This window comes from Centipeda periodontii DSM 2778 (assembly GCF_000213975.1).
Lineage (GTDB): Bacteria > Bacillota > Negativicutes > Selenomonadales > Selenomonadaceae > Centipeda > Centipeda periodontii.
Genome location: NZ_GL892076.1, coordinates 1,325,185 through 1,351,214 on the forward strand (window position 1 = coordinate 1,325,185; position 26,030 = coordinate 1,351,214).

General features: G+C 54.8%; 15 protein-coding genes and 1 other RNA gene. 13 read left to right on the plus strand and 3 right to left on the minus strand.

The window, feature by feature from the left end:
• Positions 1-626: 626 nt before the first annotated feature.
• The 3 genes from HMPREF9081_RS13615 to HMPREF9081_RS14800 form a co-directional block, all read right to left on the minus strand.
• Positions 627-1,589, minus strand: coding sequence for an ISL3 family transposase (locus tag HMPREF9081_RS13615; protein ID WP_006306153.1), 963 nt, complete (start codon positions 1,587-1,589; stop codon positions 627-629).
• Positions 1,590-1,817: 228 nt separating this feature from the next.
• Positions 1,818-8,600 carry a hemagglutinin repeat-containing protein gene (locus tag HMPREF9081_RS05900; protein ID WP_006306154.1) on the minus strand — a complete coding sequence of 2,261 codons (6,783 nt, stop codon included), beginning with the start codon at positions 8,598-8,600 and terminating at the stop codon, positions 1,818-1,820.
• A gap of 18 nt (positions 8,601-8,618) precedes the next feature.
• Entirely contained in the window at positions 8,619-9,128 is a 510-nt protein-coding gene (locus HMPREF9081_RS14800; RefSeq protein WP_006306155.1) for a filamentous hemagglutinin N-terminal domain-containing protein, read from the minus strand.
• 435 nt (positions 9,129-9,563) lie between these two features.
• Between HMPREF9081_RS14800 and HMPREF9081_RS05910 the strand changes: the two genes are divergently transcribed.
• From HMPREF9081_RS05910 to hslU, 13 genes are all read left to right on the plus strand, one after another.
• The gene (locus HMPREF9081_RS05910; protein ID WP_006306156.1) at positions 9,564-10,508 is read left to right on the plus strand and encodes an aspartate carbamoyltransferase catalytic subunit; all 945 of its coding nucleotides are present in this window, start codon (positions 9,564-9,566) and stop codon (positions 10,506-10,508) included.
• On the plus strand, positions 10,508-11,800 hold the full coding sequence (locus tag HMPREF9081_RS05915; protein WP_006306157.1) for a dihydroorotase: 1,293 nt from the start codon (positions 10,508-10,510) through the stop codon (positions 11,798-11,800). Before HMPREF9081_RS05910 ends, HMPREF9081_RS05915 begins: the two co-directional genes overlap by 1 nt.
• A complete protein-coding gene (gene carA / locus HMPREF9081_RS05920; RefSeq protein WP_006306158.1) occupies positions 11,797-12,870 on the plus strand; it encodes a glutamine-hydrolyzing carbamoyl-phosphate synthase small subunit in 1,074 nt (357 codons plus the stop codon). The genes HMPREF9081_RS05915 and carA overlap by 4 nt, the downstream gene beginning before the upstream one ends.
• A 3-nt stretch (positions 12,871-12,873) precedes the next feature.
• Positions 12,874-16,101 carry a carbamoyl-phosphate synthase large subunit gene (gene carB, locus HMPREF9081_RS05925; RefSeq protein ID WP_006306159.1) on the plus strand — a complete coding sequence of 1,076 codons (3,228 nt, stop codon included), beginning with the start codon at positions 12,874-12,876 and terminating at the stop codon, positions 16,099-16,101.
• Complete coding sequence (locus tag HMPREF9081_RS05930; RefSeq protein WP_006306160.1) at positions 16,073-16,855, plus strand: dihydroorotate dehydrogenase electron transfer subunit; 783 nt, start codon at positions 16,073-16,075, stop codon at positions 16,853-16,855. The genes carB and HMPREF9081_RS05930 overlap by 29 nt, the downstream gene beginning before the upstream one ends.
• Positions 16,845-17,789, plus strand: coding sequence for a dihydroorotate dehydrogenase (locus HMPREF9081_RS05935; protein ID WP_006306161.1), 945 nt, complete (start codon positions 16,845-16,847; stop codon positions 17,787-17,789). The genes HMPREF9081_RS05930 and HMPREF9081_RS05935 overlap by 11 nt, the downstream gene beginning before the upstream one ends.
• A gap of 129 nt (positions 17,790-17,918) precedes the next feature.
• Positions 17,919-18,273: RNase P RNA component class A (gene rnpB, locus HMPREF9081_RS12850), an RNA gene on the plus strand.
• Between the two features lie 70 nt (positions 18,274-18,343).
• Positions 18,344-19,006 (plus strand): C40 family peptidase, encoded by a 663-nt coding sequence (locus HMPREF9081_RS05940; RefSeq protein ID WP_006306162.1) that lies wholly within the window; start codon positions 18,344-18,346, stop codon positions 19,004-19,006.
• A gap of 211 nt (positions 19,007-19,217) precedes the next feature.
• Positions 19,218-20,309: a DNA-processing protein DprA gene (gene dprA / locus HMPREF9081_RS05945; RefSeq protein ID WP_040394651.1), complete on the plus strand. Its 1,092-nt coding sequence runs from the start codon at positions 19,218-19,220 to the stop codon at positions 20,307-20,309.
• Complete coding sequence (gene topA / locus HMPREF9081_RS05950; protein ID WP_174262944.1) at positions 20,272-22,608, plus strand: type I DNA topoisomerase; 2,337 nt, start codon at positions 20,272-20,274, stop codon at positions 22,606-22,608. Before dprA ends, topA begins: the two co-directional genes overlap by 38 nt.
• On the plus strand, positions 22,605-23,939 hold the full coding sequence (trmFO, locus tag HMPREF9081_RS05955) for a methylenetetrahydrofolate--tRNA-(uracil(54)-C(5))-methyltransferase (FADH(2)-oxidizing) TrmFO (protein WP_006306166.1): 1,335 nt from the start codon (positions 22,605-22,607) through the stop codon (positions 23,937-23,939). Before topA ends, trmFO begins: the two co-directional genes overlap by 4 nt.
• A complete protein-coding gene (hslV, locus tag HMPREF9081_RS05960) occupies positions 23,936-24,475 on the plus strand; it encodes an ATP-dependent protease subunit HslV (RefSeq protein WP_006306168.1) in 540 nt (179 codons plus the stop codon). Before trmFO ends, hslV begins: the two co-directional genes overlap by 4 nt.
• Positions 24,472-25,866: an ATP-dependent protease ATPase subunit HslU gene (hslU, locus tag HMPREF9081_RS05965; RefSeq protein WP_006306170.1), complete on the plus strand. Its 1,395-nt coding sequence runs from the start codon at positions 24,472-24,474 to the stop codon at positions 25,864-25,866. Before hslV ends, hslU begins: the two co-directional genes overlap by 4 nt.
• The last annotated feature ends 164 nt before the right edge of the window (positions 25,867-26,030 follow it).

A 26,030-nucleotide genomic window follows, 5' to 3' on the forward strand; every position in this document is an offset into this window, starting at 1 on the left:
AAACTCTATCCAATTAAAATAAAATATAAAAGGACCGTTCCCATAGAAAAAAAATATCCTGTAACTAAATAATAATAAACAGTATGTTTCGTGAGTTCCTGCATGAACTCTAATTGTTTTTTTTGATTAGGGTATTCCGGAAGCTTTGAGATTTCTTGTAAGAATGTAAGTGCATATTGACGATGTAAAATAGACGTAAATCCTATAAAATATAGTAAGATTACTGCAAATATGTCAATATGATAGGAGGTCAACATTGCAATCCATCCCAAAGTTAAAAAAGGGAAAAATCCTAGAAAAGAAAATTTTAGAAATGCACGTCTAAGAATGGAGGACCACATAGTTCGTCTTTTTAAGTATGTCCATATTGTTATGCCAATAAGATTAACAGCACAAAATGTATACACCCAAAACCATATGTTTTGTATATGAATTTGTCTCCAAAAGAAATCCATTTTATTCTCCCATTACAATAGAGGTTAATCGCTATTTCGTGTGGGTAAAGGAAGCAATGATGCCGTTACGGTTGGGCAACGACGACATCAAGATCCAATTTTCCGCATACCAAATAGATCATGGTCTTGAAGTATTCCGGCTCTACTCCAAAACTAGTGGAAAAGCTATTTTCAGAACGGAACGGGTGTAGCTAATTTCAACTTTCCTGCAACCAAGTAGATCATTGCGGCATAGCCTTCAAAGGTATGAAAACCTCTTGCCTTGCGCTTCGCCGCTTGAATCATCGCGTTGATTCCTTCGCAAATCGCGTTCGTCAGGCGCGTATGAAAATTTTTCCGACCGGACTCTTTTTGCTCATCCTTACGCACCGTATCCAAGGCTTTGAGTAGCACCTGTTTGACGTGAAATTTGTCGATGGTCTGTTTGGCGTTCGGAAACACTTCTCGGACGGCGGACAGATAGCTTGCAGACATATCGCTGGTGACAGAATTGACACTCTTCGTGTTGCCGCTGTTCCTCTCCAGTTTTTCGCCCACGTTTTTGACCGCCGTTTTGTCGCGACCGGGTTCGACATCGAAGACACGGCGCCTTACTGCGTCGACGGCGACGGTGACGTATTTGTGCCCACGACGAAAGGATGTCTCATCCATGGCGATGGAGCAGATATCGGAAAGACCCATACGATTTACCGCGTCATGCACCCAATACGTGAGGATAGCGGCGAGCGACTTTTCGTCACAGTGAAGCAGACGGGAGGATCTGGCACGAGGAACGTCTTGCAGGAGTAGCATGGCGTAGCCTTCGAACAGCAGGGTAAAGCGACTGTTCTTGCGCTCAAACGGCGCATTGACCTGCACGGCGCCGCATTTGTCGCAGAGAACACGGGGACGCTTGCAGTGGACATAACAGGGATAAAACAGGCAGTCCGCATGACGCCAGATACGTTCCTTCGGCTCGTAACCGTACCGTTTGGTCGGCGCGCCGCAGACAGGACAGCACAGCGCAGCCGTCTTGTCTACGCCCACATGTATATGGATTGCCGGCTCTTCCTCGTTAAATTCTGCGTCTATGATATACCATGGATCCTCTAGACGCAGTGATCCTGCGAGCATCTTGTCAAAATTCTCGACCATTTGTCATCACCCTAGACGATTATACCATTTCCACTACTTCGGGAGTAGAGCCAGTTTGAGTCTATGATAAGTGCTACGGAATGATGAAGTTGTGGAGCAAACGTGTGATACTGCAAAGCAAACCCCAGTGAAGCAAGCGGCGCAAAGTGTGCGACCGCTTGCGTAACAAGGGGGGGTACATGGGGTGCACACCTGAAATACTCCGTAACATGTGCCGAAAAACCATTTTTACTTCTCTTGAAGAATGTGATATCTTAACCCATGTTTAACAAAATCACCTAATATAGCACCTCCAATACCTCCCCATGCCCCAGTAAGCACAGATAATCCAGCCTCAGAGCCCATCGTAGCGCCAAATTCCACACCTTTTACAGCAAAATACAACGGTAATATGTCTGTTCCTAATGCAAACACCAACTTTCCACCATTATATGTATTCCAATCTTGTTTCATATCCATAAGAGTAAGTGTTCCACTAACAGCACCACCAGCTTTAATGTATCCAGACAGAAAGCCTTTATAATATCCTTCATTTTTTATAGCTTCAGGAAGTCTGTTTGCCGCATCAGATAAAATATTAGTAGCGGTTGATTTCAAGACATCAAAGCCTTTATCATTCTCCTTACTCTGTTTAGGTATATTGGGTAAAACAAGATTTTCCCCAGTAAACACAGCAGGAGGATAGGCTTGTATTGGCGCCGTATATTGACGCAGAGATGGCTGATGTTGTATATCTATGGTTTTTCCAGTGTTTTTGTCTACTGTGACATTAATAGAGGTTGGAGGCATTTCCCAAATATTCCAATCCTGTTTTCGCAACAAATTGTTATATTCCTTGAAGAATTGAATTGCACTATTTTTGGTAATGCCTAAATGGGTGAGGTAGCTGATGGCTTTTGGATAGTTTTTAACATTTTCAGATTGTCTGTTTTGAGCATTTGCACGCTCGGGTTCTTCCTCAGAGAAGATACTGTTCATACCTTGAATGAGCTGTAATATTTCTTCAGAGGAAAGTTCTTTTCCATCCTCCCTTTTGAGTATATGTTGGGCAAGCGCTCCAACTCCGTGAAAATCTGGATGCTCCATTAAAAAGTAATTCCACTTCGTCCCGCTTGCCGCAGCAGACGCCCCGGCTTGTGCATTACCGCCGATTGCCTTCGCTGCAGCTGCGCCGATGATGGCACTGATGAGCTGCGCTGTGCCGGGGTCTAGTCCCTTTAGGTTGTTGATGAGTGCTTCGTTGAGTCCCGCGCCGGCGGCACCCGAAGCAAAGCCGGCGCCTGTGATTTGGCTCAGGATGCCGGCAACAGCTGCGTGCGCGGCAATCTTGCCTACACTGCCGTCGTCCTTCATGTTATGCAGGAGACGGAATGCCTCTTCGCCAAATACGGCGGCAAGTTCCTGCCGTTCTTCCATCGTTTGTTTGTCAAAGATGCGCCCCAGCTCATTGAGTGCATTCACAGTATCTCTGCTGAGGGCAGATATGTCCTGTGTCGGATTCTCACGGATGTCGATGGCCGCTGGTGCAACGGCAGCTTTTGTGGTGCTGTCGGCACTTCCGACAACGGGCATGGGGAGAACCGGCGCAAGTCCGATGGTATTGAAGACTTTGTTCTGCTCGTCCTCTGACATGTTGTCATAATTGCCGTATTTGTGGTAGGCGGATCCGGTGCTCTTTGCGCTGTAGTCCGCCTCGTTTTTGAGGTCGCTAAAGGAGAACGTCCCTGTGGAAAGATGGTTCTTGTCCGAAGGCGCGTTGCTCGCGATAATGCCGCCCTTTAGATCGGTATTCTCTCGGGCGTAGATGTCAAAGCCGCCGCTCCCTGCGAAGAATCCTGCCTGATCGCGTGCACTGCGGTAGTGGGAGTCGACCGTTCCCTTGTTCCGAGATCCACCAATGGTGGGGTCGAAGAATTTTCTCCTGGTGGGAGAGGTGACTTGCGTGCCGTTGGGCTTTGGCGTGCTGTTCGCTGCGTTTGTGGTTGGAGGATTTTGTGTCTGACCCGTGGATTTGGTTGAGGTCTGTTTGTCCTTTGCCTTTACGCCCCACGAGAAGCCAAAGCCGGTAGAAGAATTTTGCTCCTCATAGGTTTCCTTCTCCTGCAAGGTTTCGATGTTCAGATTCCCGCCGACCTTTGCGGTGATCCTATCTCCCTGTGCCCTGCTCCCGATGATGTCCATATCCTTGCCAGAGGTGAGGCTAAGGTTGTTCGCGGCAGAGACGAGGGTAGGGGAATAGGCGGTAACAGATTCCTTACTGTTTCCGTTGCCTTTGTTCGCGCTGACACTGATATTCGACAGCCCCTGCGGGGTAAAGGATGCACCGATGCTTGCAGAGCTGAATTTGTTCTCTGTTGTGGTGATGCTTGTATTTTCACCCGCTTCAAGGCGCACGTTCCCCTTGGCGGTGAGGGACATATCCTTGCCCTCAATTGTCGAGCCCTTGACGGTCAGGTCACGCTCACCCGCAGTGACGTTTGTATTTCCACCCGATGCGATACGGCTTCCCGCGTATTCGTGGGTTGTGCTCTCCATATGGCTGTAGGATTTGCTTGTCCCGAAGCTGACATCGAGGGAGAAGGTCTGACCCGTGAGGGGATTTTTCTTGAACGCATCGTGAATCATGCGCCCCGTTTGGTAGGCGTAGGCAGCTTTGAGTCGGTCGTCCTGTACCTCGCCGATGCGGCTGATCGGTGCATAGAGCGACTGTCCGAGATCGAGGAGTCCGTGACCGAGGCTGACGGTAAGTCCCGTCGTCCTGCTCTCCTGTGTGATGCTCTCGCGATAGATGCTATCCTTGCCGTCGAGATGTGTCTCCTTCGCTGTGACGGTCGCATCTTTGTCTGCGAGGATATTGCCGGATGAGATATGTGCGGTCTCTCCTGCGGAGATGGAGACACTGCCGCCAAGTGCGGAGATATTCGTGCCCTGCTGGGTGAGGGCGTCGCTGTCACGCGTGGTCTTTGTCTGCTGTGTTCCGATGGTGAAGCCGAGCCCGCCGGAACCGAAGATGCCGGACTTCCTGACATCTTCGTAGTTTTCCGTATGCGAATAGTTCTCTGCCGATGTGACAGAGACGTTCCGTCCGGCAGCAATGTTTACATCGTTATCTGCAGCAATATTTGCCGCCTCGAAGACCGCGTCACGTTTTGCCGCGATGTTGACATTCTGCCCCGTGATATTCGTCGTGTGTGCGGTATCTGACTCCGTATCAATACGAATGGTCGTGGTTTTGGAGGAGAGTAGTCCGCTTTCTTTGTACCGAATGCCGTAGTGATCTTCGGATGCCTCTCGTCCTGCCGTGAGGGATATATCGTTTCCGGCAGAGAGGGAGGTTGTACCATTTTTGCTTGACACCTCTGCCGCTCTCATGTTCAGGTTATGTCCTGCGGTGACGGAGATGTTGCCGTCCGTACGAATCTCTGCAGCGAGTTCCGTACCGCGCTTTGTACGAAGATAGTTTGCGGCATCTGCCGTCATATCCTTATCGCTTTGGAGTTTCTTGGTATCCAGCGAGATGTTTTCACCGGGAGAGAGAAGGATACTGCCGCTTTTGCCGAGTGCCGCAAGCGTCGCTCCTGCAAGTGCCGCATTCTTCCCTGCACTCACAACAAGAACGCCCTCATCACCCTTGACGGCGATCCCGGTGGTCGTATTCAGGACATCCTGATGGGCGAGCTTCTCTGTCGTGCTTTTCGCCGTGACATTGTCCTTTGCCTCAAGGAGAACTTTTTTGTCACCGATGACAGAACCCTGTATGTTTATGTCATGATCGGATTTCAGTCCGATGTTTTTCGCACGGATCAGTCCCGTGTTTTCAATATCTCCCGCCTGTGCGAGGACATTCTCGCCGTAGAGCGTGCCCGCATTCTTGAGTGCGTCCTTGGTCTCGATGGCAATATTCTTTGCCGAGATGAGACTGCCGCCCGCCGTGAGCCTCAGACCGTTCGTGTTTTTGGTGTAGAGAACAGGATAGACGGCGCGTTCCTTTTTGCCGTTTACATAGACATCGCGCTCTTCGAGCCAGATCATATCCGAGGTGAGGGATGCGACCTGTTCTTTGGAGAGGGAAATGTCGGGAGTGATGTTCATCTCTTTTGCATACGTAATCCCCGCATCCATAAGTGCCCGGAATGCGGTTTCGTCGTCGGTATAGCCTTCGAGGTGGCGTTTGCCTGTTTGTTTTAGGATTTGGTCTACGAGAAGCTGCTGCTCGTAGAATCCGTCACCGATGCGTTTGGGGATCTTGTCCGGATCCCACTTCATCTGTCGGTACATATAGTCCGAGGAGAGGAAGTTCCTCTTGTTCGTAAAGGCGGGGTCGGTCTCGATGAGGTAATGTGCAGTCGGTTCGGGGGACACGCGGTAGAGGGAACTGACAAAGAGCGGTTCGCTCTGCCTGTCCTCCGTGTTTTGTGTTTCCCGTACGGGGGAGAGGGGCTGCTGTGTACGGTCGATGTTCTCCCGAGAGGGGGCATTTGGGAGGTTCTGCGGCTGTGCATTGCTTACGGTTTCCCGCGAGGGCGCGAGCCCGAAGGGGGAGAGGGCGTTTTGTATCTGCGCCCTCTGCGTGTTCGTGATATCTGTCCGGTCAACGGGCACGGCGCTGCCGCCCGCATAGGTCTGAATGCCGATGGGGGATGGGTTGCTCTTTGCAATTTCGGGGGTCATGAAGCCGATGCCGCCGTACTTGCGTATTTTTCCTTTGTGGAGCCGGCTCCTTCGCTCCGTGCGACTGCTCTGCTCTGTTCCGAAGGTTACGGCAAACTCCTGCTGTTTCGCGGCATCTGCCCGGACGGCTCCGCGCGCGTGCAGGGTGCCTCCCGCGACGATATTGCTGTCATCATTCTCTACAGCACTGTTCAGGAGAATATTACCACCTGCCAGAATCCTGCCGGGGAGGGAGGAGGTGACGTGCTCCTTGGAGATGAGCGAATCGCTGCGGATGACGCTGAAACGGTTGATCTTCTGTCCTGCGGCAGTGCCGACTTTCTTGTTGTGTTCCTCCGCCTGTGCATTGTATATGGTGATCTTGTCGTTGAGCTGTGCGAGAATGGTCCGGTATTCTGCGTCCCATGCGGCGCGTGCGGGATCGTCCGCTGCGGGGCGGTCTGTGGGCATGGAGGTGATGTCGAAGCGCTCAAAAATGGGGTCGTCGTACGCATAGGTCGGCATGAGGGTACCGATGAGATCCTCCGGAATGCGCTGCTGTCCTGCCGCCTCTTCCTCCGCCGAGATCTGTTCGAGGGGTCTGTACTCCGCAGGTTCCAAAATTTCCATCCGCGCGGCATAGCTGTGGTATGCGCCGTATCCGTTGTCAATCTTGCTGAACTCCACGGCGGGAAATGCCTTCCCCCGCTCGATATGCCCCTTATCGTCAATACGCAGCTTTACGGGATTGTTCCTTGTCTCCGTGATGATGCGCTTTGTCGAAAAGGCGGCGTTCTCGTTTTTGGTCACGGGCGCCGTAATGGTGATGTTTCCCTGCGCCTCCATGCGTGCCCCGCGGTTCAGAAGCCCCTCTGCGGCGGAGAGTTCCATATCCTTACCGGCGTAAAGGAACGCGTTCCCCGTGTTCCGGATGGTGTCTGCCGTGAGGGAAAGATGTTCGCGTGCGGCGATGGTCCCGGAGGGGAGCGCGTCAAGTTCTGCCTTGATGGTATCTACGATCGTCTGCTGTGCATCGTATGCCGCTTCCGCTTCCTGTATCTTTTCCTTGTAGGCATTTACTTCGCTCCATGTGGTGAATTTTGTCACGTCTGCAAGGTGGGCGTCTTCGAGAAGTGCCGCTTTTTCCTTTAATACCGTAAGTTCCGCTGCAAGACGCGCCTCAAGAGCCGCGTTTTTTTCGTTTGTAATGCTCTTTGCATGAATCGAGAGCCGGTCGGCGTAGATTCCACCGGTCGCATTGTTTTTCAAATGCGCAGCCGTGATGTCGGCACACGCATCCGCCTGCAGGAGTCCCTGATTGGAGAGGTCTGCCGTAACGAGATGCAGGTTCTGTCCGTTGATTTCGCCCGGTTTTATTTGGGACAGATTTCCGCGGGCAGTCAGGCGGAGGGTTCCGTTCGCCTCGATTTTCTTTTGGTTGCGTACATCGCCCCCAACATCTGCCGTGAGGTTCCCGCCGGCATGGAGATTGCCGAAGGAGTCCGCTGCAGAGGTGTTGTCAAGATCGCCCCGAAGGGTAAGGGTCATATCTTTACCGCTGAACAGATTTCCCGTGAGCGGCATTGTTTCCGCACGGACGGAGAGATTCTTTCCGCTCTGCAGGACGGATTTTTCAATGCCCAGATGTCCTTTCGAGGCAACGACAATATCCCCATTCCCTGCGATGGTCGTGTTTTCCGTGTGAATGTTGTCTGCCGTAAGGGAGATGTCTTTTCCGCTGAGGATATTTGCATTGGTCTGGATGATTTCTTTTGCATCGAGTGTCAACGAACCGTCTGCATTCGCTGTACCGGCAGGGGAGATTCCGCTCCCGAATGTTCCGCTGCCGGAAATGCGGTCTGCACGGAGCACGGCATTCGTGCCGCTGATGATTTTGCCGTCGTTACGGAGTGCACGGGCGGAAACCGTAACCCCACGGCTGCCGTAGACGGTACCGCTGTTTTCTGCATGTTCGGCACGAATGGATGCCGTTTCGTCCGTATAGAGGTTGCCGGAGGTCTTCAGGTTGCCGTTGACATCAAGAGAGACTGCCTGTGTGCCGGTGATCTGTCCTGCGAGGTTGACGCCAAGCCCCTTTTCCGTTCCGATGAGTACGATGCGGTTGGCATACATGCCGCCGATTGCCGAAAGGTCGAGGGCATAGGAGGGCGTGTTGCTGTCCGCAGGGATGGGCGAGATTTCTCCGTCCGTATAGCCGATGGTGTTCGCACCTGTGACAATCTTTGCGTGCTCCGCCCAGAGCCCCGCGTTGATCTCAATCGCCCGTGCGTAGAGCTCGGCGGTATCCATGCCTTTTGTGTCCAGACCGTTCCCGGTGATGCGGATGTTGCCGTCCTCCACGCGCAGTGCCGTGAGATTTCACGCAGGATCCATCTCTGTGCGTCCGGTTGTGAGGGTGACTCTTGCCGTATTCAAAAAGCCGGCACCGTCCGCCAAAATCCCGTTCGGATTGGCGATGACGATGCCGGCCCTGTCTCCTGCGACCTCCAAAAATCCGTGCAGTTCGGACGGGTTCGTGCTTGTAACTTCATTGACGATAATCTGTGCCGTGCCGTTCATCAGGTTCGGGTTTCCCTGAACGTAGCCCGCAAGCTCCGTATTGGAGAGATGATCGCTGTTGTTCAGGATCGCGCCGCGTTCGGGCACGTTAAAAAAGTCGTAGAGGTTCATGGAGACGCCGCCCGCAGAGGGCTCTGTGATCCGGACAAGCGGAACGCCGTTTGCCGCCTCAAGAACCTGCGGCTGCTGTTCGATGGGGGCGGAGGTGTCCGGGAGGATCTCGGCAGCAAAGGTCAGTGAGGGCTGTACGGCAAAGATGCCGAGCGTGATCCAGCCGGTGATCTTTCGGGCGAGGTCTTTCTTTCTCATCTTCGATCTCCTCCTTGAAACGGTTATCCTTATATGAAAAACGTTAAAGCACGTTGATGATAGCATAAACCAATAGACTTTTACAAGATAATGTTCCAATAACATGAAAGAAGTAATTCTCGCCGAATTTGTATGATTGTGTTTTTTCAAAGGGATCGTGGTATTCGCTGTGTTCAGATATACCCGATCCATGGAAGACCTGACATGAGATGATCGTTCCCTGTTGATTTTTTGAGAAGAAAACGCTATAATGTGGAATATAAAGGGAGAGTTGTATCGGCTCTTCTGAACATATTACCTTTTAAGAGGTCCTGTGAGGCCTTAAGGGAGTTTTCAATGAAATACACAGTGTCATCGGTCTATCCAATTTTAGAATGCGAAGCTTTCTTATGCCTTTCTTTTGGCATGAGAAAGCTTTTTTATTGTTGAAAGGGGATGCACATGAGTCAGGAGATATCACTCAAGGGACGGGATGTTCTTGCGCTCGAGGATTTTTCGGCGGAGGAGATACGTCTTGTTCTGAACACGGCGCGCGAGATGAAGAACATCATCGGTCGTGACATTAAGAAGGTGCCGGCACTCAGGGGAAAGGCGATTGTCACTCTGTTCTACGAGCCGAGCACGCGCACGCGCACATCGTTCGAGCTTGCGGGCAAGTATCTTGGTGCGGATGTCGTGAATATCGCGGCGAGCACATCGAGTATTGTAAAGGGCGAGAGCCTGCGCGACACGCTCTATACGGTCGAGGCGATGGGCGTGGACGCGATTGTCATGCGTCACAAGGCGGAGGGCTCCGCCGCATACGCTGCCGATGCCGTTACGCCGGTTATCATCAATGGGGGGGACGGTGCACATGCCCATCCGTCGCAGGGGCTGCTCAACCTCTATACGATCGAGGAGAACAAAGGGAAACTCGCTGGGCTGAAGGTCGCTATCCTCGGGGATGTGCTACACAGCCGCGTGGCGCGCTCGGATATTCAGGGCATGCGCAAGATGGGGATGGACGTACATATCGCGGGCCCACGCTCACTCATGCCGCGTTTTCTGCATGAGGAGGAGGGCATCACCATCCATGACCGCATCGAGGATGCGATCGAGGGGGCAGATGTGATCGAGGTGCTACGCATCCAGCTCGAGCGCATGAAGGGCGGCATGTTCCCATCGACGCGCGAGTATGCCCGCATCTACGGTCTGAATGACGAGCGTCTGGCGCTGGCGAATAATGCTCTCGTTCTCCATCCCGGTCCCATGAACAAGGGCTGGGAGATCTCGGAGTCCGTTGCCTACGGTGTGCAGTCACGGATTCAGGAGGAAGTGAAAAACGGAGTTGCCATCCGCATGGCGCTCTTTACCTTGGTTCTGATGGGAGGGAAAGCCTAATGAGCGCATTGCTCCTCAAGGGCGGACGTGTGATCGATCCCGCCGCAAAGCGTAATGAAATCTGTGATGTTCTCATTGAGGACGGCGTAATTCGTCAGGTTGGCAAAGATTTGAGCGCAGACGGCGCTGAAGTATATGATGCCTCCGGTAAGATTGTGACGCCCGGCTTTATCGATATGCACACGCATCTCCGGGAGCCGGGACAGGAGGCGAAGGAGGACTTTGCCTCCGGCTCGCGCGCAGGTGCGGCGGGCGGCTATACGACGATTGCGACGATGCCGAATACAAGGCCTGTGGTGGATGATGCAGCACTTGTCACAAGCCTCATAAAGCGCGCCGAGGACGCTTCTGTCATCCATATCTGTATCATTGGCGCAGTGACGAAGAATCAGGAGGGGAAGGAACTCGCGGAGCTCGGCGATATGGTCGAGGCAGGGGCGGTCGCCTTCTCGGATGACGGGCATTTTGATCCCTCGGCAAAGGTGCTGCTCAGTGCCTATGACTATCTTGTTCCCTTTGATAAGGCGATCATCAATCACGAGGAAGATCCCTCCCTCGTCGAGGACGGCGCGATGAATGAGGGCCATCGGAGCGCGATGCTCGGTATCAAGGGGCGTCCGACTGTGGCGGAGGACATTGCTGTTGCGCGCGATGTCATGCTTGCAGAGTACGCGGGTGCTCATGTGCACGTCGCACATATCAGCTCGGGACGTGCAGTACAGCTTGTACGTGAGGCAAAGGCGCGCGGCGTGCGCGCGACGACTGAGGTTACGCCGCACCATCTGACGCTGACAGACGAATGTGTCGACCCGCGCGACAGTTCGACAAAGGTCAATCCGCCGCTACGTACGGCAAAGGATATTGAAGCGATGGTTGCGGGGCTGCTTGACGGAACGATCGATATGATCGTCACCGACCACTCGCCGCACGCGCCCGAGGAGAAGGATCGTGAATACATCTATGCGCCCAGCGGATTCCCCGGTCTTGAGACGGCGCTCGGCGTGCTTCTCACCGATCTTGTCCATACGGGAAAGATTTCACTGGAAATGCTGATCGAACGCATGACGTACGGACCCGCGCGCGTATTCAAGCTGAATGCGGGAACACTCGGAGAAGGTGCACCTGCCGATGTCACGGTAATCGATCCTGATTTTGTCTGGACGGTCGATGTGAATCAGTTCTATACGCGAGGCAGACATTCTCCATTCAACGGTCGGCAGCTCAAGGGAAAAGCGGTGCTCACCGTTGTCGACGGCAAGATTGTTATGAAGGATGGGGTCATTGTCGTATGAAAGGAAAACTGATACTGGAGGACGGCAGCGTCTATACGGGCGAACTGCTCCACAGTGGTGCGAAAGCCGTGGGTGAGGTCGTATTCACGACCACGATGACGGGCTATCAGGAGAGTCTGACTGATCCTTCCTTCTGCGGACAGATTCTCACGATGACGTATCCACTGATCGGGAACTATGGCGTTGCTGAAAAGTTCATGCAGTCCCGCAAGTCCTTCGTGCGCGGATTCGTGATCGGTGAGCTCTGTGATGCGCCGAATAATTGGCAGTCTGAGGAGAGTTTGACCGACTTTCTGACAGAGAACAATATTCCATGTCTTTATAATGTAGATACAAGAGCGGTTACCCGTCGTATTCGTTCCGCAGGTACGATGAAGGGCGTCATTGTTCCTGCGGATATGGCAGAGGGAGAGATTGCGGCACTGCAAAGTGAAGAGCTTCCACGCAATGTCGTGGAGATTGTCACGACGCCGGAGGTCTATACCCTAGAGACCGATATGCCGGATGCGCCGCATATTGTGGCGATGGATTTTGGTGTCAAGCGCAGTATTCTGCAGAACATCAACCGCATAGGTGCAAAGGTGACCGTTGTACCTGCGCATACGAGTGCGGAGGCGGTGCTTGCGCTCAATCCCGACGGTGTATTTCTCTCAAATGGTCCCGGGGATCCGACGGATGTGCCGGAGATTGTGGAGGAAGTTCGAAAGCTCTCCGGCAAGAAGCCCATCTTCGGCATCTGCCTTGGGCATCAGCTGCTCGCGCTTGTGTTCGGGGCAAAGACGTACAAGATGAAGTTCGGGCATCGCGGCGGCAACCAGCCGGTCAAGAATCTCAAGACGGGCAAGGTGCATATCTCTGCGCAGAACCACGGCTATGCTGTTGATCCTGATTCCCTTGAGGGGACGCCTCTTATTGTTACACATATAAATGTCAATGACAATACGATCGAAGGTCTGCGTCACACGTCTCTGCCGATTTTCTCCGTACAGTATCATCCGGAAGCTGCACCGGGACCGGACGACAATATGTATCTCTTTGATGAGTTCTGGAATCTGATGAAGGGGGAGTGACGTATGGCGCGCAAGGAAAATTTGAAGAAGGTCATGGTCATCGGCTCCGGTCCCATCATCATTGGACAGGCAGCAGAGTTTGACTATGCCGGTTCGCAGGCATGCCGGGCGCTCCAGGAGGACGGCATCGAAGTGGTGCTCGTCAACAGCAATCCCGCGACCATTATGACAGACGCAAATATTGCGGACCGCGTTTATATCGAACCGCTGACGGTGGAATTCTTGGAGGAGATCATCTCCAAAGAACAGCCGGATGGACTGCTCGCGACACTCGGCGGTCAGGCGGGGCTGAACCTTGCCGTTCAGCTTGCTGAGAAGGGCGTTCTGGCAGCACACGGTGTGGAACTCCTCGGCACATCGCTCGAGGCAATCGAGAAGGCAGAGGATCGTGAGCGCTTCAAGGAAACGATGGAAAAGCTCGGTGAACCGATTCCGGAGAGTACGATCGTTGAGGATGTCCACGCAGCTGTATCCTTTGCAAACAGCATCGGATATCCTGTCATTGTACGTCCTGCGTATACAATGGGCGGGACGGGCGGCGGTATTGCGGAGAATGAAGAAGAGCTCATCGCCACTGTCATCAAGGGGCTCAATTACTCGATGATCGGTCAGGTGCTCATCGAACGCAGTGTTGCGGGATGGAAGGAAATCGAATTCGAGGTTATCCGTGATGGCAATGACAACTGCATCACCGTTTGCAGTATGGAGAACTTTGATCCCGTTGGTGTTCATACGGGTGACAGTATTGTTGTTGCGCCTGCACAGACGCTGACGGATCATGAGTATCAGATGCTGCGCAGTGCGAGCCTTCGCATCATCCGCGAACTGGGTATTGAGGGCGGCTGCAACGCCCAGTATGCACTCGATACGAAGAGCGATAAATACTATGTCATCGAAGTTAATCCTCGCGTCAGTCGTTCCTCGGCACTTGCGTCGAAGGCGACGGGCTACCCGATCGCAAAGGTTTCCTCGAAGATTGCGATCGGCTACACGCTCGATGAAATTGTCAACTCCGTCACGAAGAAGACAAAGGCGTGCTTTGAACCGACGATCGACTACTGCGTTGTGAAGTTTCCACGCTGGCCGTTTGATAAATTTATTTACGCAGACCATACTCTTGGTACACAGATGAAGGCGACGGGCGAGGTTATGTCGATTGACCGCAGCTTTGAGGGTGCCATCCTCAAGGCGGTGCGCTCGCTTGAGATCGGCGTGAACCGCCTCTATATCGATCGCTTTGCCGAGTGGGACGACAATCGTGTGGAGAAGCAGCTCTCCTTCGTCAACGATGAGCGCATCTTCGTCATTGCCGAGGCACTTCGGCGCGGCAAGCTGACGGTCGATGCAATTTCGGATATCACGAAGGTCGATAGGTGGTTTATCCATAAGCTCAAGCACATCACGGATGTGGAGAATCAGCTTATGGCTTCACCGCTCACGCCGAAACTGCTTGCGGCGGCAAAGTGGGTTGGACTTGCGGATGTATCCATCGCCGAGCTTACAAAGAAGACGCGCGATGAGATTCGTACGATGCGCCGCACGCACAACATCCTGCCGTGCTACAAGATGGTCGATACCTGTGCCGCAGAATTTGAGGCAATAACGCCATACTATTACTCCACGTTCCGCGGAACCGAGGACGAGGTTGCTGTTTCCGAGCGGAAAAAGGTGATTGTACTCGGCTCCGGACCGATCCGCATCGGGCAGGGCGTCGAGTTCGACTACTGCTCCGTGCACTCGGTCTGGGCACTGCGTGAGATGGGCATCGAAGCGATCATCATCAACAACAACCCGGAGACCGTCAGTACGGACTTTGATATCTCCGACCGCCTCTATTTCGAGCCGCTGACTGTGGAGGATGTACTGAACATTGTGGACAAGGAAAAGCCGGACGGCGTCATTGTCCAGTTCGGCGGTCAGACAGCGATCAATCTCGCGGCAGAACTCGAGCGCGCCGGACTCCGTGTCTACGGTACCTCCGTCAATGACATCGACCGCTCCGAAGATCGTGAGCGCTTCGACGAGGTGCTGACGCAGACGGGCATCTCCCGCCCCGAAGGGATCAGTGTGACCAATCTCGAGGATGCCGTAGCAGGTGCCGCACGCATCGGCTATCCGGTCATGGTGCGCCCCTCCTACGTGCTTGGCGGTCGCGCGATGGAGATTGTCTACAACGAGGAGGAACTGCGCGACTACATGAGTCGTGCGGTCAAGGTAACGCCCGATCATCCCGTGCTTGTCGACCGCTATATGCAGGGGACGGAGGTCGAGGTCGACGCCATCTCCGACGGCGTGGATGTCGTCATCCCCGGTATCATGGAGCACATCGAGCGTGCCGGCATCCACTCGGGCGACAGCATTGCGGTCTATCCTCCGCAGACGCTGCCCGCACGCGTGATCTATACCATCATCGACTATACAAAGCGCCTCGCCGTTGCGCTCCACGTCAAGGGGCTGCTCAACATTCAGTTTGTGGTGGCGCGTGACGAGGTCTTTATCATCGAGGTCAACCCGCGCTCGAGCCGCACCGTTCCGTTCCTTTCCAAGATCACGAACGTCAACATGGTCGGCATTGCAACGCAGGTCGCGATGGGGAGGGCGCTGAGGGAGCTCGGCTTCCACTCTGGGCTCATTCCGCCGCGTCCCTACGTTGCGGTCAAGGCCCCCGTGTTCTCGTTTGCAAAGATGACGGATGTCGACATCTCCCTCGGTCCCGAGATGAAGTCGACGGGCGAGGTCATGGGCCTGGACTATCACTATGCGCGTGCGCTTTACAAGGCGATTGTCGGCTCGGGGCTGAATATCCCGACGAAGGGCTGCCTTCTCTTCACGGTCGCGAACAAGGATAAGGAGGAGCTCAAGCAGCTCGCAAAGGCGTTCTCCGAGTTCAACTTCGATATCGTTGCGACGGAAGGGACGGCGAAGGCGATTGCCTCCCTCGGTATCGACGTGGAGGTTGTCGGCAAGGTGCATGAACGCAGCTCGGACATCATCGAGATGATTAAGAACGGCAAGATCAACATGGTTATCAATACGCTGACGCAGGGCAAGCACTCCGCGCGCGACGGCTTCAAAATCCGCCGCGCTACAGTGGAACACGGCATTGCCTGCCTCACCTCACTCGATACGGCATGGGAGGTGCTGCGCGTGCTTGAGTTTATGCGCAATCGCCGTCTGGTCTATACACTTGCGATTCAGGATTATGTCGGCGGAGGGGATGACCTTGCCTAAGGTAATCGAGGAGGCACAGATTCTCTCGCATGAAGCCCCGATCGCGGGCGTCGATATACTGACGCTTGCGTCCCCTCTGATTGCGCGGTCTGCTCTGCCGGGGCAGTTCGTGCAGATCTCCGTGCCGGCAGACGCGGGCTATCTGCGCCGTCCCCTCGGTGTTGCAGAGGTTTCGCGCGAAGCCGGTTGGATACGCCTGATCTATCGAGAGGTCGGGCGCGGCACGGAGGGGCTCGCTGCGATGTGGACGGGGACATCTGTTTCTGTTCTCGGTCCCCTGGGGCGCGGTTTCGATACATCGCTGAAGCATCCTCTTCTTGTCGGCGGCGGCATGGGGCTCACACCGCTGCTCTTCTTTGCAGCAGAGCATCCGAATGTTTCCGTCCTGATGGGCGGACGCACGCGCGGGGAGGTCTTCTGGGAGGAGATCTACCGTCCGCATGTGCGTGAATGCTTTGTGACGACGGATGACGGTTCCTATGGTGAGCAGGGGGTTGTGACGACGCTTTTACCAAAACTTCTCGCGGAGGGCGACTATGACGGCGTTGCGGTCTGCGGGCCGCCCGTCATGATGGAACGCGTTGCGGCAATCGCAGCGGAGTACGGGATTCCCTGTGAGGTTTCGCTCGAGAAGCGCATGGCGTGCGGACTGGGCGCCTGCCTGTCCTGCGCCGTGGATACGAAGAGCGGGCGGCGCAAGGTCTGCAAGGATGGTCCCGTTTTCCCCGCTGCGGAGGTGTACTATGCCTCATAATGATACAACGTATCCGTATGACGATCTGCTCCGCACAAATATTGCGGGCATTGAGATGCGGACGCCCGTGCTCACGGCATCGGGGACGTTTGGCTTTGGCGAGGAGTTCGCGGACTTTGTCGATCTGGCACGCCTCGGCGGCGTCATGGTCAAGGGCACGACGCTTGCTCCACGGCGCGGCAACGACGGTGTACGCATTGCAGAGACGCCGCAGGGGATGCTCAACTGCATCGGGCTTGAAAATCCGGGCGTAGATCACTTCCTGACGGAGATTCTGCCGCGCATTCAGCCGTATGGCATGAACGTCATCGTCAATATCTCCGGCGGCTCGGTGGAGGACTATGCGGAGCTTGCCACGCGCCTCAATGTCGATGGTGTTGTCGCGCTTGAAATTAACATTTCCTGCCCGAATGTCAAGGAGGGCGGTATTGTCTTTGGAACTGATCCGCGTGCGGCAGCGGATGTCGTGCGCGCGGTTTCGGCAGTATCCGAGAAGCCGGTCATCGCCAAACTCTCGCCGAATGTCACGAGCATCACGGAGATGGCACTTGCCGTAGAAGCGGCAGGGGCGGATGTGATTTCGCTCATCAATACGCTCATCGGTATGCAGATTGACATCAATCGCCGTCGTCCCGTGCTCGGGAACCGCACGGGCGGACTCTCGGGGCCTGCCGTCAAACCCGTTGCCGTGCGTATGGTCTGGGATGTGGCGCACGTCGTTCAGATTCCCGTGATCGGGATGGGGGGGATCGCTTCGTGGCAGGATGCCGTGGAGTTCTTCCTCGCGGGTGCTTCTGCCGTTGCGGTCGGAACGGCAAACTTCATTGATCCAATGGTCACCATGAAGATCTGTGATGGTCTTGGTCGCTATCTGCATGAGAATCAGATTTCCAATATCGAAGGGATTATTGCAAAAGCGTGGGAATATGCTTAAATTTTATGAAAGATTTTCTTATAAAAGAGATTTTCTGTTCGCAGGTATCTTGTTCATCCCATATAGAACAAGGGCTAGGGTGACTTTTGACACCTATACCCCATATGTGGTATAATCCCCTCGTTGGTATGAGAAACCGAGACAATCGCGTCCATCTGCATGGGCGAGGAAAGTCCGAGCTCCACAGGGCAGTGTGCCGGATAACCTCCGGCGAGGGTGACCTTAGGGACAGTGCTATAGAAATTTAAACCGCCGATTTCTGATCGGTAAGGGTGGAAAGGTGCGGTAAGAGCGCACCAGCAGTCGGGTGACCGGCTGGCTTTGGTAAACCCCACATGGAGCAAGACCAAATAGGGAAGGGCTAAGACGGCCCGTCGACCTTCCGGGTAGTGTCGCTCGAGGCGTCCGGCAACGGGCGTCCCAGATAAATGATTGTCGCCGCCTCTATGGCGGAACAGAACTCGGCTTATTGGTTTCTCACAGCCAATGCTATGTAAAGAAACATTTTGATGTACTCAGGGACTCCTTGAGTATCGGTGGAAGGAAGTGTTTGCTTGCGAAAGAAAATCAAGATTCTTGCATTATCCGCAATGCTTCTCTGTTCCGTAACTGTTGCGAGTGCAGAGTCATTCCAGCTTGGCGATCAGGGCACAGATGTTGCTGAGATCCAGGGACAGCTGTCCAGTTTTGGTTATGACGTTGTCGCTGACGGGGATTTCGGTCCTGCAACGGCAGAAGCGGTGAAGGAATTCCAAGCGGCGCAGGGACTTGCTGTCGACGGGATGGTCGGTGCCGCGACGTATCAGGCACTTCTTGGAAAGTCGATGCCACAGGTCAGCCGCGGTTCCAATTATATTGTCCGACGCGTGATCTCGGACTCCATGCAGTACATCGGGGTTCCATACTCCTTCGGCGGCACGACACCTGCCGGATTTGACTGCTCCGGCTTTGTGCGCTATGTCTTTGCGAATGCGGGGATCTATCTCCCGCGCACGGCAGATGCACAGTACGATGTGGGCTATCCGGTTTCGTCATCGGAGATGGTGCCCGGCGATCTCGTATTCTTCTCGACGTATGAATACGGTCCGTCGCATGTCGGCATCTATCTCGGCAACGGCAACTTTATCAATGCCTCGTCGAGTCGTGGTGTCGCGATTGACAATCTGTACGGCGGCTACTGGGGTGCGTGCTACATCGGTGCACGCCGCATTATGTGATGATACAGAATCTGGGGAGGGGCATAGCCCCTCTTTTTTTATAGGAGCAGACCGATGTCCGATCTCTTTCTTTGTCTTCTTATCTTCCTCATGCTGTACTATGTATTTGGTGATAAATTATTCCCACGTTGAAATTTCTACATTAAATACAAAATTATTACTACCGGTTGCAATCTGCTATGAATTTATGTAATATGGGGAGCGTATTATCATGGAGGATCGATATTATCTGGCAGCACTCCTGCAATGTCGGCAGATTGGTAGCGTGCGGATGCGCCGCCTATATGCAGCCGTATCTTCCGCGTGTGCGATATGGTCGATGGATGTCGGACATCTAAGAGCACTCGGGTCTCTTTCGGATGCTCTCGTGGAGGCTCTCGTGCGGCATATTCATATGCATCCCGATCTGCCGCAGGAAATCGCAGAGAGCTGTATACGACAGGATATCGAGCTCATTACGATCGACGATGATCTCTATCCGATCATCCTGCGTGAGATCTTTGATCCGCCGCTCGTCCTCTACTATCGCGGTTCACTTGTTCCGGATGCACGCCGGATCGGTGTGGTCGGTGCGCGCAAGTTCACCGCCTATGGGGAAGCGGCGGCGATGGAGTTCTCCGAGCGGATTGCGGCGGTGGGTGTCACCATCGTAAGCGGGGCGGCACGCGGCATCGATACGCGTGCGCATCGCGGCGCGCTGCGCGGCGGCAGGACGGTTGCTGTCCTCGGATGTGGTGTCGATATTGCTTATCCGCCCGAGAACCGACGCCTGCTCACACAGATTGTGGAATCAGGTGGGGCTGTCGTCTCCGAGTATGCGCCGGGTACGCAGCCGCTGCCCGCCTTTTTCCCCGCGCGCAACCGCATCATCAGCGGGCTCTCTGAGGGGACGCTCGTGGTCGAGGCGGCAAAACGCAGTGGTTCTCTGATCACGGCGGAGATGGCACTCAGCGAGGGGCGTGACGTGTATGCGATCCCGGGGAGTATCTACTCACCGCAGAGCTGCGGCTGTCACAACCTCATCCGTGCGGGTGCGCGGTTGGTGGAGTCTCCGCAGGAGATTCTGGAGGAGATGCATCTCGTCGAGCCGCCGAAGCACTCCGTGCGTGAACAGCTGACGCCGGAGGAGGCTCATATCTATCGGGTGCTGTCCTTTGACCATGCGCTCAGCATGGATGAAATCATGGACAGCTTGCCAGAGCATATTACGGAAAGCATACCGCTGCTGCTCCTTCAAATGCAGCTGAAGGGAATCATTACAGAAAATGAAACGCACGCCTATCGGCGTGTTGAAAGGAACTGATGGATTGGCTACGCTATCATCTGCACGCAAAACGAAAGCATCAGTGAAACGCACAAAAAACGCAACATCAACAGCAAAGAAATCAACCAAAAAAATTCTTGTGATTGTGGAGTCGCCGGCGAAGGCAAAGACCATTGAGCGCCATCTTGGGAAGAACTATATCGTGAGAGCCTCCATGGGGCATCTGCGCGATCTGCCGAAGAGTCAGTTCGGCATTGATGTCGAAAATGAATTTGCTCCGAAGTACATCAATGTACGCGGCAAGGGGGAGCTTATCCGAGCCCTGAAAAAGGAAGCTAAAAATGCGGACAAGATCTATCTCGCAAGCGACCCTGACCGCGAAGGGGAGGCGATCGCTTGGCATCTGGCACACATCCTCGATATCGATCCGGAGAAGGACTGTCGGATCGTCTTCCATGAGATCACAAAACCTGCCATTGAGGAGGCGGTGCAGCACCCGCGCCCGATTCACATGGAGCAGGTCGATGCGCAGCAGGCACGGCGTATGCTCGACCGCATTGTCGGCTATAAGCTCTCTCCGCTCCTTTGGCGCAAGGTGCGCAAGGGGCTCTCTGCGGGACGCGTGCAGTCCGTGACCGTGCGCCTGATCTGCGACCGTGAGCGCGAGATCGAGGCGTTCCAGTCCGAAGAGTATTGGACGGTCGAGGCAAAGCTGAAAAAGGGAAAGAACGCATTCACGGCAGATGTCACCCATGCACACGGCAAGAAACTCTCGCTGCACAGTGAGGCAGAGACGAAAAAGCTGACCGATGATCTTGCGCGGCAGGATTTCACCGTTAAGGAGGTCAAGCGCAGCGAGCGCCGCAAGAAGGCGGCACCGCCGTTTACGACTAGCTCGCTCCAGCAGGATGCCGCGCGCAAACTCGGGTTTACCTCGGGCCGCACGATGATGATCGCCCAGCAGCTTTATGAGGGCGTAGTCCTCGGGCGACATGGAGCGACCGGTCTCATCACGTACATGAGAACGGACTCGACGCGCATCTCGAACCTCGCCATCGATGAAGCGCGGAGCTTTATCAGCGAGGAGTATGGCAAGGACTATGTTCCGACGCACCCCAATATCTATGCGATGGGCAAGAAGGCGCAGGACGCACACGAGGCAATCCGTCCGACGAGCATCCTGCGGACACCGAGCGACGTGGAGCAGTATCTGAACCGCGATCAGCTGCGCCTCTATACACTCATCTGGCAGCGCTTTGCGGCGAGTCAGATGTCTTCCGCTGTCTATGATACGATTGCGGCGCAGATTACGGCGGGGGACTATCGGCTGCGTGCGCACGGATCGAAGCTGAAGTTCAAAGGCTATACCGCCGTCTATGTGGGCGCGGAGATTGCAAAGAAGGAGAAGGACACCCTTCTGCCGGAACTCGAGGCGGGGGATGTGCTTGTACTCTCCGATCTCAAACCGGAGCAGCATTTTACGGAACCGCCGCCGCGCTATAATGATGCATCGATTGTCAAGACGCTCGAGGAGATGGGCATCGGTCGCCCGAGCACCTATGCCCCGATCATCGAGACCATCCAGAAGCGCGGCTATGTGGAGCGGCGCGAGAAACAGTTCCGTCCGACCGAACTCGGCTTCATTGTGACCGATATGCTCGAGGAGTATTTCAAGGACATTGTGGACGTGAAGTTCACGGCAAACCTCGAGGGGGAGCTCGACGAGGTTGCGGACGGCACGCTCAACAAGAATGAACTCCTCCGAAAGTTCTACGATCCGTTCGAGGAGACGCTCAAAAAGGCGGAGGATGTTATCGGAGAGGTCGAGCTTCCCGACGAGGTCACAGATATCCCCTGTGATAAGTGCGGACGCATGATGGTCGTCAAGCAGGGGCGCTTCGGTAAATTCCTCGCGTGTCCGGGCTTTCCGGACTGCCGCAATGCGAAGCCACTTCTGCGCGATACGGGTGTCGCCTGTCCGAAATGCGGCGGCAAGATTGTTGAGCGCAAGAGTCGGCGCGGACGAGCCTTCTTCGGGTGCGATCGCTATCCAGACTGTGACTATACGACGTGGGACGAACCGCAGCAGGAGAAATGCAAGGTCTGCGGCGCATTTATGCAGAAACACCGCTATCGCACGGGGCGCAGCATTCTCTATTGCAGCAATGAAGCGTGCTCCTCGCGCATTGGCAGCCCCATTGAAAAGGAGCTGGCACGGCAGAAGGAACGTGCACAAGCACAGGCAGCAAAGGAAAACGGTAGCGCTGAGGCAGCAGCTGAGAAAAAAACTCCTGTCGTGAAGAAGAAAACAACGCGCCGTAAGGGAACGCGTACATGAAGATCATTGTCGTTGGTGCGGGACTTGCCGGAAGCGAGGCGGCATGGCAGGCTGCCGAGGCGGGGGCACAGGTGGAGCTCTTTGAGATGCGCCCGCTACGCAGATCACCCGCACATAAGACAGATGGCTTTGCCGAGCTCGTGTGCAGCAACTCTCTGCGCGGTGCAGGGCTTGAGAACGCCGTCGGCGTCCTCAAGGAGGAGATGCGGCGTCTTGACTCCCTCATTATGCGGGCCGCGGATGCGACTGCCGTTCCTGCGGGCGGGGCACTCGCTGTGGATCGCGAAAAGTTCAGCGCCTATGTCACGGAGGAGATTGAGCGGCATCCGCATATCAGTGTTCATCATGAGGAGATTACGGAGATTCCGAATACGGATGATGCCGTTGTTATCATCGCCTCAGGTCCCTTGACCGATGGCGCGCTCTCCGATGAGATTTCACGACTCCTCGGCAATGATTCTCTCTATTTCTACGATGCCGCAGCGCCGCTGGTGAGTGCGGCGAGCATTGATATGAGTGCAGCGTATCGTGCCTCCCGCTATGGGAAGGGCGAGGCGGCGTACATCAACTGCCCGATGGACGAGGCACAGTATGATGCTTTTTGGACGGCGCTGACCACGGCAGAAACAGCACAGGCGCACGACTTTGAAAAGGAGATCTTCTTCGAGGGCTGTATGCCCGTCGAAGTCATGGCATTGCGCGGAAAGACGACCCTGCTCTATGGACCGCTGAAGCCCGTAGGGCTTGAGCATCCGGAGACGGGAGAGCGTCCCCACGCCGTCGTCCAGCTGCGGCAGGACAATGCGGAGGGGACGATCTACAACATCGTCGGCTTCCAGACACGGCTCAAATGGCCGGAGCAGCAGCGCGTGTTCAGGATGATTCCGGGGCTCATGAGCGCGGAGTTTCTGCGCTACGGCGTGATGCACCGGAATACATTCATGAACGCACCGCGTCATCTGCGTCCAACCTTCCAGCTTCAGACAAATGACCGGCTTTTCTTTGCGGGGCAGATGACGGGCGTCGAGGGCTATGTGGAGTCGGCGGCATCGGGGCTGATGGCAGGGATGAATGCCGTATGCGTCGCCGTGGAACGAGAACCGCTCGTGTTTCCAACTAAGACATGCCACGGAGCACTCGCGCACTACATCACATCCTGTGACCCAACGCATTTTCAGCCCATGAACATCAATTTCGGACTTCTGCCTCCGCTCGAGAATCTTCCCAGACGTACGCGCAAGCCCGAAAAAAAGCGCATGCTTGCACAGCGCGCATTGGACGAACTTGCTCTTTTCCATGCGGAGCATATGAGAGGAGTACACGCAGTATGACATTTCATGCAACAACCATTGTTGCCGTTAAAAAGGGAGATAAGGTTGCCATCGCGGGCGACGGACAGGTCACCTTCGGTGAGCGCGCCATCATGAAGGCGAATGCCCGCAAGGTGCGCCGACTCTATCACGGCAAGATTCTCGCGGGGTTTGCGGGTTCTGTTGCGGATGCATTTACACTGTTCGAGAAATTCGAGGTCAAACTTGAATCCTATAGCGGAAACCTCCAGCGTGCCGCCGTGGAACTGGCAAAGGACTGGCGCACGGACAAGGTGCTGCGCAAGCTTGAGGCGCTGCTGCTCGTTGCGGACAAGGACGGCATTCTTATGATTTCCGGCAACGGTGAGGTCATCGAGCCGGACGGGGACTGCACCGCGATTGGCTCGGGCGGCTTTTTCGCCCTTGCTGCGGCGCGTGCCCTCGTCGCGCATAGCACAATGGATGCGTCCGAGATTGCGAGGGAATCCCTCTCGATTGCGGCGGATATCTGCGTCTATACGAATCATAACATTACGGTGGAGGTACTGGAATCATGAGTCAGATCGGAGTCAATGAACAGACGCCGCGCGAGATTGTTGCCGAACTGGACAAATACATTGTGGGGCAGCATGAGGCAAAGCGCTCCGTCGCCATCGCACTCCGCAATCGCTGGCGCAGCCGCCAGCTGGACGATGAGATGCGTGAGGATGTCATTCCGAAAAACATCCTGATGATCGGCTCGACCGGCGTCGGCAAAACTGAGATTGCGCGCCGTCTTGCGCGCCTTGTCCGTGCACCATTCCTCAAGGTCGAGGCGACGAAGTTCACGGAGGTCGGCTACGTCGGGCGCGATGTCGAGTCCATCGTGCGCGATCTCGTCGAAACCGCCGTGCGCATGGTGCGCCAACAGAAGATCGAGGAAGTGCAGGAGAAGGCGAAGGAGAACGCAGAGGAACGCCTTATCGATGTTTTCGTCCCCCCGGCAAAAAGATCCACAAACCCGCTCAGCAGTATTTTCTCTTCCGATCAAGAGGAGAAAGCGGAGGCGGAGGAGCCGCCAAAGTATCAGGCGGGGCGTGAATGGGTGCGGAAACGCCTGCGAAATGGGGAACTCGAAAGCGATGTAATCGAGATCGAGGTCGAGGAGTCTGCGCGTCCCGCAGGCAATATGTTCGCCGGTTCATCACTTGAGGGGATGAGCGATAATCTCCAATCCATGATCGGTAAGCTCGTGCCGAAGCATCGCAAAAAGCGCAAGGTGACCGTCGATCAGGCACGCAAGATCTTTGCTGCCGAGGAGGCGGACAAGCTCGTCGATATGGACGTGGTTGCCGAGGAAGCCGTGCATACCGCCGAGTACAGCGGCATTGTATTCCTCGATGAGATTGACAAGGTTGCCGTCAGCAACGGGCGCAGCGCGGGGGCGGACATCTCGCGTGAGGGCGTGCAGCGCGACATCCTGCCGATTGTCGAGGGATCTACCGTCATGACGAAATACGGTCCCGTCAAGACCGATCACATCCTCTTCATCGCGGCAGGTGCGTTTCACACGGCGAAGCCCTCCGACCTCATTCCGGAGCTGCAGGGGCGTTTCCCGATTCGTGTAGAACTCAAGTCGCTCGTCAAAGAGGACTTCGAGCGCATCCTCACAGAGCCGAAAAACGCGCTCATCAAACAGTACAGTGCGCTCCTTGGCGTCGAGGGGGTTTCTCTGCGCTTTGCGGACGATGCCATCGGACGTCTCGCGGAGCTTGCGGAAACGGTCAACGAGCAGACCGAGGACATCGGAGCGCGCCGCCTCTATACGCTTCTCGAAAAACTCCTTGAGGAACTGTCCTTCGATGCGCCCGATCTCGAAGAGAAGGAAGTCGTCATCGATACTGTCTATGTCGACCGCTGTCTCGCTGATATTGCGGGCGATCACGATGTTTCACGCTTTATCCTATAAGAACACAGTGACCATCACCTTCAAGGACGTGAGCGAGATACAACCGGATAGATAAACGACTCAAACCGAAACGGGATCGCCGCACAGAAAAGCTTTCGTGCGGCAATCCCGTTTTCTTGTGTGGATGAGAAAAAAGAAATTGCCTAAGTCTCTTTTTTATGCGA